The sequence below is a fragment of the Paenibacillus glacialis genome (assembly GCF_001637205.1).
Classification (GTDB): domain Bacteria; phylum Bacillota; class Bacilli; order Paenibacillales; family Paenibacillaceae; genus Paenibacillus_AQ; species Paenibacillus_AQ glacialis.
This window is the reverse complement of record NZ_LVJH01000003.1, coordinates 330,463-345,879: the sequence shown is the minus strand read 5'-3', so window position 1 is coordinate 345,879 and position 15,417 is coordinate 330,463. Positions and strand designations below refer to the sequence as shown.

General features: G+C 43.4%; 12 protein-coding genes. 1 reads left to right on the top strand and 11 read right to left on the bottom strand.

Going from position 1 to position 15,417, the window contains the following annotated elements; translation table 11 throughout:
* Positions 1-28: 28 nt before the first annotated feature.
* The 10 genes from PGLA_RS04380 to PGLA_RS04335 form a co-directional block, all read right to left on the bottom strand.
* Positions 29-2,680 carry an acetate and sugar kinases/Hsc70/actin family protein gene (locus PGLA_RS04380; protein WP_068529250.1) on the bottom strand — a complete coding sequence of 884 codons (2,652 nt, stop codon included), beginning with the start codon at positions 2,678-2,680 and terminating at the stop codon, positions 29-31.
* A gap of 68 nt (positions 2,681-2,748) precedes the next feature.
* The gene (locus PGLA_RS04375) at positions 2,749-3,444 is read right to left on the bottom strand and encodes an iron-dependent peroxidase (RefSeq protein WP_068529247.1); all 696 of its coding nucleotides are present in this window, start codon (positions 3,442-3,444) and stop codon (positions 2,749-2,751) included.
* Positions 3,435-4,721, bottom strand: a complete 1,287-nt coding sequence (locus tag PGLA_RS04370) for a normocyte-binding protein (RefSeq protein WP_068529244.1) — start codon at positions 4,719-4,721, stop codon at positions 3,435-3,437. The genes PGLA_RS04375 and PGLA_RS04370 overlap by 10 nt, the downstream gene beginning before the upstream one ends.
* A gap of 2 nt (positions 4,722-4,723) precedes the next feature.
* Positions 4,724-6,508 carry a PP2C family protein-serine/threonine phosphatase gene (locus PGLA_RS04365; RefSeq protein WP_068529241.1) on the bottom strand — a complete coding sequence of 595 codons (1,785 nt, stop codon included), beginning with the start codon at positions 6,506-6,508 and terminating at the stop codon, positions 4,724-4,726.
* A 51-nt stretch (positions 6,509-6,559) separates the two neighbouring features.
* Entirely contained in the window at positions 6,560-7,408 is an 849-nt protein-coding gene (locus tag PGLA_RS04360; RefSeq protein ID WP_068529238.1) for a PP2C family protein-serine/threonine phosphatase, read from the bottom strand.
* 15 nt (positions 7,409-7,423) lie between these two features.
* Positions 7,424-7,939 (bottom strand): FHA domain-containing protein, encoded by a 516-nt coding sequence (locus PGLA_RS04355; protein WP_068529233.1) that lies wholly within the window; start codon positions 7,937-7,939, stop codon positions 7,424-7,426.
* A 45-nt stretch (positions 7,940-7,984) separates the two neighbouring features.
* Positions 7,985-8,521, bottom strand: a complete 537-nt coding sequence (locus tag PGLA_RS04350) for an FHA domain-containing protein (protein WP_068529230.1) — start codon at positions 8,519-8,521, stop codon at positions 7,985-7,987.
* A gap of 42 nt (positions 8,522-8,563) precedes the next feature.
* Entirely contained in the window at positions 8,564-9,016 is a 453-nt protein-coding gene (locus PGLA_RS04345) for a DnaJ domain-containing protein (protein WP_068529227.1), read from the bottom strand.
* 121 nt (positions 9,017-9,137) lie between these two features.
* The gene (locus PGLA_RS04340; RefSeq protein WP_068529224.1) at positions 9,138-9,572 is read right to left on the bottom strand and encodes a membrane-associated protease 1; all 435 of its coding nucleotides are present in this window, start codon (positions 9,570-9,572) and stop codon (positions 9,138-9,140) included.
* A gap of 122 nt (positions 9,573-9,694) precedes the next feature.
* A complete protein-coding gene (locus PGLA_RS04335; protein WP_068529221.1) occupies positions 9,695-11,863 on the bottom strand; it encodes a transcriptional regulator in 2,169 nt (722 codons plus the stop codon).
* Positions 11,864-12,328: 465 nt separating this feature from the next.
* Between PGLA_RS04335 and PGLA_RS04330 the strand changes: the two genes are divergently transcribed.
* Positions 12,329-14,383, top strand: a complete 2,055-nt coding sequence (locus tag PGLA_RS04330; RefSeq protein WP_068529218.1) for a vWA domain-containing protein — start codon at positions 12,329-12,331, stop codon at positions 14,381-14,383.
* On the opposite strand, the gene PGLA_RS04325 is transcribed toward PGLA_RS04330, so the two are convergent.
* Positions 14,380-15,363 (bottom strand): serine/threonine protein kinase, encoded by a 984-nt coding sequence (locus tag PGLA_RS04325; RefSeq protein ID WP_245699699.1) that lies wholly within the window; start codon positions 15,361-15,363, stop codon positions 14,380-14,382. The two genes, PGLA_RS04330 and PGLA_RS04325, sit on opposite strands and share 4 nt — an antisense overlap.
* Between the last annotated feature and the right edge of the window lie 54 nt (positions 15,364-15,417).

Below are 15,417 nucleotides of genomic sequence, written 5' to 3'. Positions count from 1 at the left end.
GCGCTCCTCCTCTGCCCCTTGGGGACCTTTACTTCAATCCGTCGAAGAAATCGAGTTCAGACAGATCACTCTCAAATGCAAATATTTGTTTCCTTCCCAGATGTAATCCGTCCTTCCTCCGTGCGATAGGAAGTACGTGGAACCCCCAATGATTGTCATCTGCGAACACGAACCACTTGGTCTCTCCATTGACGATAGAGTCCGTGTCATCCTGTGGGATTTTATCAGGGTATGTCTTATCGACCTCCTCATGCGTAACAGGACGATAATCTTTCACTTTATTCACATATAAGTAACTCTGACGAAGCCCACCATCATTTCCATGAAGGAAGAATTCGATTTCCGCCGTATCGAAAGGACGTGAGATGGAACCCAGCACTCGGTTACTACGTTCCAAGCTACTAATCAATTCTTTCTCTTGGTTATTATGGGTATGTGCGCTGACCGTGTATGGAATAACAGCCGAGTAATTCGAAATATTTACTTCAATGCTACCGAATTTACGTGCATTTAAATACCGAATTGCGCCGCGTACACAAGATAGTTTAAGATCAGGCACCCTACCTTCCACTGGCTTCTGTTTGAACTCAATGCTCCGCCCTGGGACGAATTCTTTAAGTGCTTCGCGGAACACGTCGATGCGACAAGACTGACCTGTAAGCTTAATAATCGAATAGTCGCTGATACGACCTTCACGATAGAAATCATCCAAGAATTTACGAACAACATCGTATATATCTGCTTTAATTAATTGGGTGATTTCCTTAATGTTGAACACGACGTCAGGAAATTCATATTCATCCTTCATCTCGCCATTGCGAGACACCGATAAGAACCAACGATCCATGGTCGTTATCTGTAAGTCGCTCTGTTCAAGCGGATCGTTCTCCGAGTGAAATCGATTACGCAATATTCCGGTTCTGCGAAAGAACTGTTCTTTCATTTGTTCTGCAATTTCCCATAAGAAATGAAAGTTACCACGTACACGTAAATACTCATCACGTGAACGATTCTCATATAAGGTAAATGCCGTTGGGATAACATGCTCCGCCTCACGGTACCTTCGTTCTAATTCACTATATATTTGCTCAACACCCTGCTCATCGACCTCTCGGAATAGATCATTCCCAGGGATGTCAATCAAGGTGTCGATATCGCTCAGATTACGTTGACCCATGTAATAGTCGGCGAAGACGATCTTCATGAATTGCATAATGCGGTACGTAATGTTATTACCGCCAAAGTTGGTATCGCCATTCTCATAGGTCGTATTTATATCAATTCGGTAAGACATATGCCCGTCTTCTACGCGAAAGTTACAAGAGGATAAGTCCGTCGTTCCTCCCCCGCAATCAATGACTAACGCCTTATATTCCTCTCCGTCCTCGAACACGCCCCGCTCAATGCCGTCGGCAATGGTGTTATAGAGAACGGCCATCCCTTCATCAAGCGCATTATCTTCCTCAATCTTGTAATCAGGTAGAATTTGAGTGAACATATCGATAAACTGTGTCTTCATCTTCACGGGACTAGATAGATGCAAATGTCTGAACTTACATTTGAACTGATGTTCCGCTCGAGTCACCACATAACGGATATAAGCACGAAGAATGTCACTTCTAGATACCATAGCGATATTTCCCTGTGTATCCATGACTTCTTCGAGCTTGGTATAATTGTTCACCCATCGTTTCATCCCGTGAAATACACTGGCCCGGCTACTATAACTACTATGGCGCATACTTCGAAGCGCCTGATAACCGAAGTTATAATGAATATTCGTAGGGTCAGCGCAGTCCGTCACACTCACGACTGAGGGCAACGCTTCGATCCATTCCGTATTCTTATACGTGGTGTCTGGGAACTTAACATAGTTAATGGTATCCATTTGAATTTGTCCATTTAGTAGATCTAGACTACTTGGTGATGCCGCATAGCCGTTATATAGAAAGGCCCCAGCCGTCGTATTAGACGTACCGAAATCTATAGCGAGCACAGCGTCGGTCTCTTCTAGTTCTCTTATTTCGAGCTCTGCGAGTGGTATTTTGTAATATTGGATATTAGCTGGAGGTTGGTCATGTACCTGATAATAGGTGTTGTAGATATATTCCGACTCTCGCTTACGCAAGAATAACAAGCTGTAATGGCGATTCGATGTAAGCATCCACTGTGTCTCACGATCAGTTGACAGGTAATATTGTCCCTGCTTCCCATCATCTTGTTGCAGATTCAGAATGCCGCACAACTCCATCCGGTCATTCACCAATAGCACATTGGATTCCGTTAACGGGGCTGTAGATGTTACGCGATAACCATCTGACTTATCCATAGCCATACCTGAGTAAAGAATCAGTCTTGCAGGTACGCGAATCCCTCCGTCGCCTTGTAAAGGAATCTTCATATACTTGCGGATCGTACTTTGAACTCTATCAAAGCCATCCTCACAGATTGGCCCAATGAACAAGCGCTCTTCGGCACTCAAATATTTCATAATGATGCGGATTAGCCCTTCACGGTCCAAGTTATTGCCCAATCCTTCAACCAATCTTTGTTTATAGCAAATATTCCGCAACTGAAATGTGGTCATCTCCATAAGCTCATCGCGGGTATACTTAGCAGCACCACGTCCAGAGGATTGCGTTGTGAGATCATTATGCAATTTGTAGGAATAACCCTTCATGCCATCTCCTCCTCACTGTTTATCTGTGAAGTCATCCGTCATTCTTTCGACCCATACCAACCTGATGATTAATAGAGTGCGATATGATCTTGTATCATCGTAGAATCCTCATCGATAATGCCGAAATGATCGCTCCAATACACCTCGGCACGATACCGAATGGGAAGAAACAGCTCCATAATCAATTGAAGCTTCTTAACGGCTGTTTCATTCTCCCTCTGCCCGATGTATAACAGCAGTTCATCCTTCTCCTCACTGTTCGCATATATCGTCGAATATTGGAATATCCGACTCACCATGCATCTCAACAAATGGAGTGCCTCTCCGGTGTCATACAGTCGTAGTACATTGGCTGCGATGGTCTCTTGTTCCTCACGGTCGAACAATGAAATATGCTCTTGCACAAGTTTCCCTAGCAGTCCATCTCGGATATCTTTCAGTACAAATCGGATATAATACTCTCTCTTATTCATCCCCTGCATCAAATCAATATCTGCTAAGAAATGAATCAATATATCAAACAGCGTACTGCGTAGTTCTATATCTTCCGTATTGTTAATATCGAACATACCATTAAAAATATCGTAGAATCGATAGTACGGATTCACCTCAACGTCGCGTTCAACCGTCATGGCGTTCAAGTCCTCTTGACTAAGCTCCATATAAGGTGAATATACCTTGGCGGGTAGGAAATGGATGTCCTTCTTAGCTATTCCTAATTCCTGTCCACGAATGATGAGATCCCAGATATAATTCAAGCCCATTCTCCTTCGCACTTATATTCAGGGAACGCTAACTGAATCTCAGATACGAGAAAGCTCATTAGATCCTCCGATATAAACTGACTATTCCCCCGAACCTCTCGGCTCCGAAATCGAAGTAGTAATCGCGCCTTCCCTTGCTCTGACCGCACATGATCGTTAACAAAGGGATTCAATTCATACGTAACGGAATGATCCACGCCAGACTCATCGATCTCATGATCGACCAGTTCTAATATCTTGGATTGTTCAAAAGATTGAATCATACGAATAATCTCGCCCTTTGAGCGCACCCTTTGATCCTGCTTATGTCTGTATTTGCCGATAAATCCATCGACCCTACGGTTCGATATTACGTCATAATAGAGCTTACCGATCACCGTTTCTACGGGTTCTGCTAGCTGAAGTAAATGCCATATATCTGATTTATCACGCGGGGATACGATCGTAATCTCATCTTGTGTACGCTTGATATAACGGATATCTTCTTCGTCCCCATCTACGAGATAACCATGTCTGATCCCGGTTTTACGCAGCGGTAGCACATGTTCATAATTCACACGGTCTTCGGCTGGAATAGGAAATCCACCTGTCTTCAGCTCAAGCTTCTGAATGTTCCACAGCGGGATAAGATTCATTCGTTTGAATGATTCGTATTCTTCTAAATGAACTGTGACTTCCGAGATTTCTTCCGTTTCTGCCAGTTCCCCATCGCATGCTGTCAGCATGACATCAACGAACTTATGGATGTAGGGATGATTGACCGTTCTCCACGGAAGACCGTTGGTTATAAACACATGGTATAGTTTCTCAATTTCATCCTGATAAACCCTGTTCTGTTTCAGTCGAACTTGAACGTTATATCGTCCCTTGGAGGTGACCAACTCCCCCTTGAATTTCCTGTCACTGTTCAGCAATTGCTTAATGATCGAATAATTGCACTCTAGAAATACCGTGGTTAGTAATACCTCTTCCTTCTGACTCAATGCGTCGACGATACACTTCATATCAATCACTGTCGCTTCCGTATCTTGGGGAATCATAGGGTATAGAAATTCATGAATCGGGTCCAACTCTTCCCTTGGGCATAATGCCGTAAATACGTCATGATTGCCCTCATTTCCCTCGATCTCATCGAATACCCGACGTTCCAACTTCCGATTCAAATCATCCTGATACTCTACAAGATTGAGAAATACACTTGTCATCATGTTCTTCAACATACGACGTTGCTGTAGATCCTCCATCTTGTTAATTCGGTCCTGTACGATTTCCTTCATAATCACAATCCCTCCTTGCTATCAGGGCTAGAACTTGTCGAGGTTGAACCCTCAGCCGGTACATCGGTTGGTACACCCGTCGGTATATCCTTTCCATGCTGTGAACTATCAGTAGGCGGTGTTGTCGCCGGTTGCTTCGTAGTCGTCTGTGGAGTTGGCTCCATTGGCTCGGTCACCTCTTCAAAGGGAAAGGCTCCTCCTTGATCTCCCAAGGTAGCATTGTCTATCGGTGGTACTGATGCAGGAACTATGGGATGTAATTTCTCATCCGCCTTAGCAATCTTCCGCTCCATCGCCAGCACTCGTTCCAGCTTGCCGATCGATTGGTATTTCTCCTGTGCCTCCATGAAACCATCAATAGCTCCTGAATAATCCTGCGCATCGAATCTTCGGTCGCCCTTCTGCTCAAGCTTGTCACCCTGAAGGTTTACTGTCTCCATTCGCACGGCATCAAGCTTCTCCTGAACCTTACCTATCTTCTCTTGTAGATCCTTCTGAGCTGCGGTGTAGGACACTTCAATGGCCGATGTATTCGCCTTCTTGTAAATAACGAGTGCCCCACTGTAATCTTGGGCTTGAAATTTGAGATCTCCCAGCCTAATTTCTTCGGTTACACGTTCATAATTAATGGTACGATCTATTCTTTCTTGAATATCCACTTCATCGAACTCTTTCCAATTATCCGCATCATCTAGTGCCTTCGTATAACTAGAAACAGCCTTATCGTAGATGCCGTCTTTCAAATATCCGTCTCCGTCAACTAAGATCCGAGCGAGCTTCTGCTTCTTTCCAATGAGGAGCGCATGTACTCTATCCTTTACTTTGGAAGCTGCGTTTCTCGCCTCGCTATATGATTTAAGCGCCTTCGTATAATCTGCATCCGCCGCATATTCATCTCCATCACGTTCGAACTCCACCATATTGGCGGCTGCTTCAGCCATGCGGTTCGCTTCCCTAACTTTATAGATCCAGAATCCGCCACCCGTGAGTAGAAGCGCCAACATCACAATCAGAATACGCTTGATCCATTTCTTTCGATTCTTAGGTGGCTCCTTATACGTCTTATCTGTATAGATCGCAACAGCCGTGTAATTGTTGATGGTTTTTTGCTGCTTACTCAGAAGTATCTCCTCAAGGGTATCCGTCAGTGCATCAGGTTCTTTGCTTTCCACCAGTGCATCTAGCATCTCAGGAAGGTTAACCTGCTCCCATAATCCTGAAGTGCAGAGCAATATCACATCGCCATCTGACAATGGAATACGTGGAGAAAGGTACGGTTGGAAACGATCTGGATTACCCATATAATTCAGTAAGTTCCTACGTTCTTCATGCTGCGATACGGTCTCATCAGGAAGAAATCCATCATCCGCCATAACTTGTGATAGACTCTGATCTTTACTTTTCTGATTGACCCTTCCCCCACGAAAATGATAGAGCCTAGCATTACCACTGGATGCCCATATCATCTTTGTATAGTTGGTTACGACCACAAGTAAGCTTGCCTTCAGTCGAACCCTCCGACTCTCGAACTTCAACCATTCATGTGCCTCATGTAATGAGTTCCGTAATTGTCTGCGTGACAAGGTTGGTCGCTCTATGAAATTCTCTAATATCGTCTTGGCTATCATCTCGGCACTATGAGCTTCTTGATCGTTATCGATCCCATCTGCAATCACATAACATGCCATATCATCTAGCTCTATGTAAGCGAAATAATCTCTATTATCAATAAAAGAACCCGCTTCGGAAACGAAACCGGTCTTGAAATCACTGTTCTCCTTCCTCATGCGCGTTCCCCCTTATCTCTAGCGATCCGGATTTGGGGATTCCGCAAGGAATCACCAGCCCTTTTCTAATATAATAACTGTCGCATTGTCCTGATTTCTTAAGCCTTTAGCATCGACCTGTTCGATGATATCATCAGCGATTTCCTCCGCCGGCTTCTTCTGCTTCAATAAATGTTCAAGCTCTACTTCACTTAACGCATCGTAGACCCCATCACTGGCAAGCATGATTTTATCCTTCTTCTGCAATGTAAAAGGTTCACCTATCTCCATATTTCTAAAGCCCTCATATCCCAGATAGTTAACCAAATGCTTGCGTACAGGACTTGTTTCCGCGTCTTCTTTGGTCATTTCACCACTAAGAACTTTCTCTCGAAGTAACGTCTCGACCGTATGCTTAGAATTCATAGTAATAAACTCACTGTCACGGAATACGGAGATCATACTATCTCCCACAGCTGCCCAGTGAAGAATTCCAGAAGATATCACAGCCACAACTAAGGTCGTTCCACCGTTACTTCCACTTAAATTAGCCAGAATCCCACTGTTACTCTGCGTTGCTGCCTTGGCAAAAAACGAGGTAAAATCTTCCGTTTTCTCCAGTAGCTGAAATTCCTTACTAAACACCGTCACAGCGAGCGTACTAGCCATTCTTCCGTTAGACAACCCACTAATCCCATCAGCGATCACTGCAAATGTACCGACAGCGGTCGTTGAACTGGAGAAATAATCATCTTGCTCCTCGCGCCTACCGATACTTTGTCCATTTCCAATCTGAATCCCCTTGATCTTGGTTGTTGGTTGATGTCGCACGAGCGCTCGGCGGACAAAGTGCAATATAATCCATAAGAAGAGGGCTGACAGAATGACAATATAATGCTCTATATCTTTAATCTGCTGCATGTTAAGATCACGTCCTCAATTGTTTTCCCATTCGAAATGAGCGCCGCACAGAGGAATGAAGATAAATTTACTGTGCCCCAGCTGAATTAAATCATATGCTGCCAGTTCTGCAGGCGAGTAAACCGCTTCGTTATTATGATAGGCTAGTCCCGAGGCATCCCCAGGAAGTAAATAGAAATTTCGTTTCTTCGGATCGTAGACGATGACAGCATGATTTCTTCGAGAAATCGCATTGTCCCCAAGGATACGAATATGCATTTCCTCTGCGCGTCCAATGAAATTCTTCTCTGACATAATGCGGTAATCTTGACCAATCTGTGGTCCTTCAATACACACTAGCCAGCCTGTTACAGGATGAATACCGATTGTTTCTCCTAGATAAGGCATCGTCTTCTCTTCTGCATCCACAGAAGTCGGCCTTCTCGACTCCCCCTTAGGCATAGCCTCAACAGTAATATTGCAGTAGGGGCAGGTATTACCGTGTTTTCTCGTGCTGAACATGTGTCCGTTGGCGCATCTCGTCAAGCTCATCTTGTCTTCATTCCTCCAATTGTCTTAGTACAACACGCGACTTGTTTATTTCACTAGCAGTCGCGTGTTGGCAATATAGATCAAATCTCCCGTTCCAATCTGAAGCGGCTCTTCAATAACCAACTTACTTGCCGTACTCTTTCCAGCTTGTCTAATACCAGTCCCACTATTGGATTCCATGTCTTCAATGAACCACCGAGCACCTGCACGGTTCAATACAGCATGTTCCGAACTAATCAGTGATGCATATTCACATTCCGATAAATCTATATCAACTTCACCGCGTTGACTACTTTTTCCAATGAGTAACGATGTCTCCCCTTCGATGTACCATTCCTTTATCCGTTCGCCATCGTCATCTAATAGAACCAGCTTCACGACCGGAGCTCCTGCTGTACGTGAAGTCCTTCTAGTCAAGCGTTGCAATAGTATTGCACCTACAAAAAAGGCCGCTCCCACGGTGACTGAAATTTTCAATATTTGATCCTCAGGGTGTAATAAAGTGTAAAGAATAATGCCGGCTAGAATGCCGTACATGATCACATCAATCACTATAATCCACACGGTTTTACGCGCCTTCATATCCGCCACCTCCATATCCTTAAGGGGTATTCATGATTTGATTTATTTCTTCTTCGTTCCAAAATAACGATCGAACATAGCGGAAGTATTGAGCGGGTTCTTCGCGTTCTGTCCTTCTTTTGATTGCGATGACGCATCCTTCGATTTGTCCTGATATCCAAAAAACTGATCGAACTGATTACGCATTTGTTCGGCATTAAATGCCGTAGGATTCGTCTTAGACCTGTTACTTGCTTCGTTCTGTACATTCTGCCGTTGTTGATGTGCTTGCTTATTATGGTTCGTACTAGCTAATTTCTCATCGTATGCCTGACGGGAAGTTGCCTTGCTTAGTACCTCATATGCTTCATGAATTTGTTTGAATCGTTCTGCTGCTGCTTCACTGCCCTGATTGGCATCCGGATGGTATCGCTTGGCTAATTGTCGGTAAGATTGTTTGATTTCTGCACTTTGCGCATCCCGACCAACGCCAAGTATCTGATAGTAATTAGTCACTGACCTTGATCCCACCTTTATGTATAACAATGTCTGAATAACAACGAAAAAAGAATTTTAAGAGGCCGAAGCCTCTTAAAATCCGCCCTGATTAGGCATGTAATCATATGAGAAGTGCTTATTATTGTGCTGAGAAAGGATATCCGCCCAATACAGTAGCCAACTCGGTTTTGTCTTTCTTTTGCTTGATATACAAGCTGAACGAACCTACCCCTTCGGTATCGCCGAAGCTTTCGGTATAGTCCACAACGAAAGCGTTCGGGAAGCTCACTTCACGGACAACTTGATCTGCTGCGATCACTTTCAACGTAACTTTACGATAACAATCAGCCTTTTCAGCTGGTACTAATGACCAAGCTGCCAATTTCAATGTATCATCTGGCTTGTCTCCATCTGTAGCCGTGATAATCTTTCCACTGATTCTCAACGTAGAACCTACATCCGTTGATCTTGCATTTGAATCATCTGGTGTATCTGTGTCGTATACGACCTTCTGAATATTGTCCATACCTAGTTCAATCAGTTCCGCACCTTCAACTTTAAGAATAAATCCCATAAATACTTCCTCCTTTGAATTGGCAAATATAGTGTCTGGAGCGTTAGAACGTCTCCAGAATTTATGTGCAGAGGCGATCCTTTGAAAGAACGCCTCGAACATACGCTTAGGTAAATCCATCATCATGCTTTGATAGGGCTTGTAGCTTTAGTAATCATCACGTCCAAGTTCTTCACGTTACCGTTAAAGACCAAGTCAATGTGACACAGGTTATTCTTCTCATCGATCACATAAGTCATATCGTCTCCATCTTGAATGATGGAGTTGATGAATCCTCGCGTCCCTAACCATTTACTCTTTTGGCTTGTAGGGTTGTTACTGAAGAACTTCACGATATTCTCATGTTTGAAATCGCCTGTCTGAAAGCGAAGGATACGCTCTATATAGGTACTGACAAGCGTCTTATAGATCGAGTCGAACCCATCCTCGGAAGTCGCAAGACTTCTCGCTTTATAGACGGTAATTCGACGGATATCTTTATCCTGTAGCTGAGCACTCTCTGAGGAGAATACAAATCCGAAGTTCTTGCGATTAATGGCATCCTTAATATTGTTCGTGAATCCAGTAATCTCCTTCGCCATCGTTGTGACAGAACGCAGGCTATTGTCCCTAGCCTCAATGTCATAACGAACACCTGGGAATTCCCTACTCACATTCTTGAAGGACTCTTTCAAAAATTCTGGACATTGGTATGCAGCTACAATACCAGCCGCTACATAGGAAGCACCTACATAGACACCTTCAATCCACAACTTCAGAATATCTTCCTTCTCCCTTGAGAGCTGTACCCCATTCTCCGTCTGAAGCATACGACTATCAATCACAACGCCTGATTTATCCTTCGGAATAATGGTGAAGTTAGGTACACAAGGAATGGCGAATTCGCTATATTCCTTACGAAGTAATGGCGCACATTTATCGATATATTTATCAATACCTGCTGTTGCCATACTGCTAAAGGTTGTATCTTCCCCTGATTGAAAGTTGAAGAACAACTGTACTTTATAATCCTTAATGACTTGAAGAAGCATCGTTAGCGATTCAAGGTTATTCCCATCCTGCTTAACGACTTTCTCATTCCCACGGAAACGTTCACGACTGACTTTAGCTTGACCTGCCGTTTCTAACTCGATGGAAGGAACAATACCGAACCAGATTGTATCCGTGAATTCATTCTTTGAATTCACCGTATTCAGGAACGTTTCAAGTCTCGGAATATTACTACTCTTGACCATCATTTCAAGCTTGGTATTCGTAATCAGAAGCGAAGGTAACATCCCTTTGTTCTTGATTGCATATTGGTCAAAGAACATTTTGACACCAAGAATTTTCTCAACTAACGGCTTGACCGTTTTGACGAAATCATCTTTAGCTGTCTTATAAAATTCCAAATACGTATTATAATTCTGGATTTCCGTTGTAATATCTACTTCTTCATGAACAGCAGGAAGTGGGCAGAATGTACGCACGACGAGGTCCTTGACATACCCTGAAGGAGATTCGGAAACATTGTTATAATCATCTTCGAAGACGTTCACCAATTCATTGCTTCCGCTTTCATCAAGCAACAACAATTCTGTGCTCTCACTCTTCGGCGCCTCGATAATCTTCAATTCACCACTATCTCCAATCGTTAAAGTACCGATTCGAATGGCTTCAGACATATTCTCTTCTTGCGAATTACCTAGTAGAAGACGGGTCTTAATATCCTCAATGGCAAGTGGCAACATCGCCATGACATTGTTGTAATTCTGACTTGCATCTTCAAACATCGTATTTAGCTTATCTCCAAGGTCTAATTTCTTAGGATCGCCCTCATCTAACTTCTCATATTGTCCGAATAGGTAGTGGATTTCCTTACGCACTTGCCGAATATCATCCATCACTTTCTTCGGAGAAATCATATCGAGTAGATTCTCGAATTTGAAATCGACATTCGTGATACCCTGACTACGTTTCGTGTCGATAAGCGTAAATAACATCTTTAAGAAATCATTATTCTGATCAATACGGATCTCAGAAATACAATCTTCCGCCAATCCTTCAGGCTTTTTCAAGGCATACATAACTTTCTGATTCGCAGCGTTAAAGAATGAGTACACACTAGGTGAAAACTTGTCTAGAAATTCATCAAAGTTGTTCACCAAGAGGTGTTGATGGATCTCTTTGATCTTGTCATCACTCAGGCTGTCAATTCCTTTTACGTCCCCTACAATAGTGACAAGATCCAATTTCTCTGGATTGATTTCCTCAAAAAGCATCGTCCGATTCGTTTGATTTATAATGTCCATGAATGTCCCTCTCCCCGTTTACCGCTACTCCGACTTGAGAAGTCTGGTCCTGCTTATCATCTTTCCGCTCTTTCAAATCATCGCTATCATCCTAGTGATTCATTCGAGCAAATAAGACTTCATTCCCAATTTTTCCCCTGTCATACAATAATCTTAAGTAAACATGTTCTATATTGTCAATATATAGAATCACAGTATTATTTAGGGGACTTTTGTACCAAAATTAGGTATTTGATGATCACTTTTTTGTACACAAAGTCCTAATTATTGGATAACTATTATAATTCAAGGATGTATAACCGATAAACTCCCTTGTGTAAGCTTTTTACATTTGATCAAGATTCTACTTGATTCATCAGTCCTACTTTTTATAACACGCATATGCTTCTACTCCCGCTTCCCTAGTCACTTTTATCCATACATACCAACCGATCTAGTAACTAAAAAAGGTGGTTTTACAAAAACATGAGAATAATTGTTAGGACTATTTGCCTGTTTTTTGGATTCATACTTATTGCAGTTCCGACAATCTACGCAGAGGCACCCGCTAAAGATAATGGTGGTAAGGCTTTTGATGCCGTGTTCGTTCTAGATACGAGCTTCTCTATGAGTACAAGTGATAAAGAACGCATATCCGCTCAGGTTATCCAACTATTCATGGATATGAGTGAGGCAAGTCGTACACGCGTCGGCTTCGTAGCTTACAATGACCGTATTGTGGCAACACAACCCCTCACTTCCATTGCCGTGGTGGAGAAGAAGAAAGCACTTAAGCAGAAGATTAATGAATTACGAAGATCTGGTTATACCGATATGGGACTAGGTCTACTTAAAGGGGCTGAAGTTCTCGCAGCGGGGAGTTCAACTCCATCATCTCAAGACCAAGGCAGACTACCATTTCTCATCTTGTTATCTGATGGAGAGACAAGTTTCGGATCGAATAGCCATGGACGAACGAAACAAGGTTCCGATCAGGATGTCTCAGCCGCTATTGCCAAAGCAAATAAGAATGGATTCCCTATATACACGATCGGACTGAATCATGATGGTACCGTGAACCAGACTGAACTAGAACAAATTGCTTCCCAGACGGGGGGAGCATCCTTCATGACAAGTAGCGCTGATGATCTGCCGGAAATCTTCAATCAGATTTTCGCTAGTGAGATGAGATCCGTACTCGTTCCTATTGCTGGAATTACGGCAACAGGTGCTCTTCAGGAAATCAAAGTAACCCTTCCCAATTCAAGTATGGAGGAAGCTAATATTATTCTGCTCTCTGAACATCCATTGAAAGAGACACAAATGTATTTCAACTCGGAGAACACTAGGCTTTTCAAGTCCGACAAATATTCCTTAATGAAAATTTCTAATCCGCAACAAGGCACCGTGGTGCTTAAATTCAAAGCTAACCAAGGGGATTGGGTTAAGATCAATTTGTTAGGCAGTTATAATCTAGAAGCAGAGGCTAAGATCGCTCAGGATGCAACCATAAAGGGGCAGCCGACAGCCATTGAGGCTCACCTTGCAACACCCGGGGCAACAACGATGTTGAAAGATGATGCAGTATATACCGCACTGAAGGCAGAATTGGTCGTCAAAGAGGTCGAAAGTAACGAGGAACTGCGAATTCCCATGACCAATACGGGGAAAGGGTTTCGAACAGACTATGTATTTCCGAAATCGGGAGGGTATGTGTGGAAAGTCATGATTGATGGACCTGATTTCTATCGGGAGAGCTCATCAAGTAAAGTGAGTATTACCAACCTACCACCGCAAATAACAGAATCTTTGAACTTGAATTTCATCAAAGAAGACGGGGAAATAAAACTGGATCTTGCGAAATACATTCAAGATCCAAATAAGGATCCTATGACCTATTCATTGCAGGGGGGAGTCGAGGACAAGCTGTCTACAGCATTACTTGGATCTACGCTAACCTTAACTCCCACGCGCACGGGACAAACAGAAGTATCACTTGTAGCAACCGATTCTGAAGGTGGAACTGTGACTGCTCTCTTCCACTTCTCTATCCAATCCAAATATACGATCCACAAGATCATAGGTGTTGCCGTAGCTGTTCTTCTCATCGTTGGCATCATACTGTACTTCTGGCTACGTCCGAAACCTGAATTTGCTGGGCGCCTGGAAGGCTACTTCCTCAATACAGCTAGTGGTACTGATATTCCAGTGAAATCATGGCCGTTAACTTCATTCCCAGGTAGACAGATCACTCTGCTGCAACTATTTCGAAGCCTCGATGTGAATGAGAGTCTTTCGGAAAGCGAACATATTGTGTTCGAACCGGGGAAGAATGGGATATTGTTCGTCAAACATAATACACGTTGTGCCGTGGTTCGTGGGAAAACGCCTCTGCTTAGAAACAAAAAAGAAGCCCTCCACTTCAATGATAAATTGTATATCACCTTTGAAGATGGGAAGACCGAAATTGAGCTTCGCTATAAAGCGGTTAAACCAACGACTACCATTTATACAGGGGATAATTCCCAACACTCCGCCTAATCTGAGTGTTGGAATTCCCTTTCTTTAGGAAGCGAGTGTGGTACGACTGCGGGTTTTCGACCCGTTAGCCGGACCACACTCTTTTTGTGCAAAATATATTCTGTTTGTAGTGCTGCTCGAAACCAGCGAAGAGAACTACACCTCTTATTTGCGGATAACGCAAGTCCCCAATGAATGATGCGTGACAAGAACGGCGAAACAGCTCTATTTCCGGCTCGAACTGACACAAGCTTATCCTCAAATAAACGTGTTGGTACAGCGATAGGCGCCGCTCCGATGCAGCAAAAGTATAGCGTTGCCGCTAAGCTATAGATATCAGCGACGGGTGTCTGCAACGACTTATCAGAATATAATTCAAGTGGTGAATATCCGGCCGTAGTAAAGATGGGATGTTCAGTTGCAGAATCTGTATAACGAATAACAGACCCGAAATCAATCAACTTGCTCTTCCCATCCTTCCCAATGAGAATATTGGCAGGTTTGATATCTCGATGAACGTATCCTTGTTGATGAATATGCTCCAGTGCCCCAATCAACGGGAGCATGGAAGTTCGCAGAAAGTCAGCATTGATTCTCAGTTGGTTCTTCCTCACGACACTGTCCAACGTTATGCCATGACAATACTCCATCACTAAATACGCCGTTCCGTTTGTTTCAAAGTATCCCTCGTAACGGACAATACCTGGATGCTGTAGATCACGTAATACCATAGCTTCCCGTTGAAATGCCTCCCTTAGCTTTACAAACTGCGGCGAGACGGAAGCTTTCAAGCATTTGATCGTCTTGCCATCAGAACAACGGCGGGCCAAGGCACTCGGAAAGAACTCTTTGATCACACTCATTGTTCCTGTCTCTATGTGACGTACAATATATACGACTGACAGCTCACTACGGGACAATACTCTGCGAATTTGGTAATCTTGTTCATTTCCGAGCTTCGTATTTCGAGATAAAACGCCAATCATCGATTCTTTTCTCACGGCAGCCTCTCAGTTAAACCCCTTACTGAAGGAAATAGATCATTCGTTTCCCGG

Bases quoted from the DNA above. Each gene is read 5' to 3' on its own strand.
- PGLA_RS04380 (WP_068529250.1), bottom strand. From the start codon at position 2,680: ATGAAGGGTTATTCCTACAAATTGCATAATGATCTCACAACGCAATCC.
- PGLA_RS04375 (WP_068529247.1), bottom strand. From the start codon at position 3,444: ATGGGCTTGAATTATATCTGGGATCTCATCATTCGTGGACAGGAATTA.
- PGLA_RS04370 (WP_068529244.1), bottom strand. From the start codon at position 4,721: ATGAAGGAAATCGTACAGGACCGAATTAACAAGATGGAGGATCTACAG.
- PGLA_RS04365 (WP_068529241.1), bottom strand. From the start codon at position 6,508: ATGAGGAAGGAGAACAGTGATTTCAAGACCGGTTTCGTTTCCGAAGCG.
- PGLA_RS04360 (WP_068529238.1), bottom strand. From the start codon at position 7,408: ATGCAGCAGATTAAAGATATAGAGCATTATATTGTCATTCTGTCAGCC.
- PGLA_RS04355 (WP_068529233.1), bottom strand. From the start codon at position 7,939: ATGAGCTTGACGAGATGCGCCAACGGACACATGTTCAGCACGAGAAAA.
- PGLA_RS04350 (WP_068529230.1), bottom strand. From the start codon at position 8,521: ATGAAGGCGCGTAAAACCGTGTGGATTATAGTGATTGATGTGATCATG.
- PGLA_RS04340 (WP_068529224.1), bottom strand. From the start codon at position 9,572: ATGGGATTTATTCTTAAAGTTGAAGGTGCGGAACTGATTGAACTAGGT.
- PGLA_RS04335 (WP_068529221.1), bottom strand. From the start codon at position 11,863: ATGGACATTATAAATCAAACGAATCGGACGATGCTTTTTGAGGAAATC.
- PGLA_RS04330 (WP_068529218.1), top strand. From the start codon at position 12,329: ATGAGAATAATTGTTAGGACTATTTGCCTGTTTTTTGGATTCATACTT.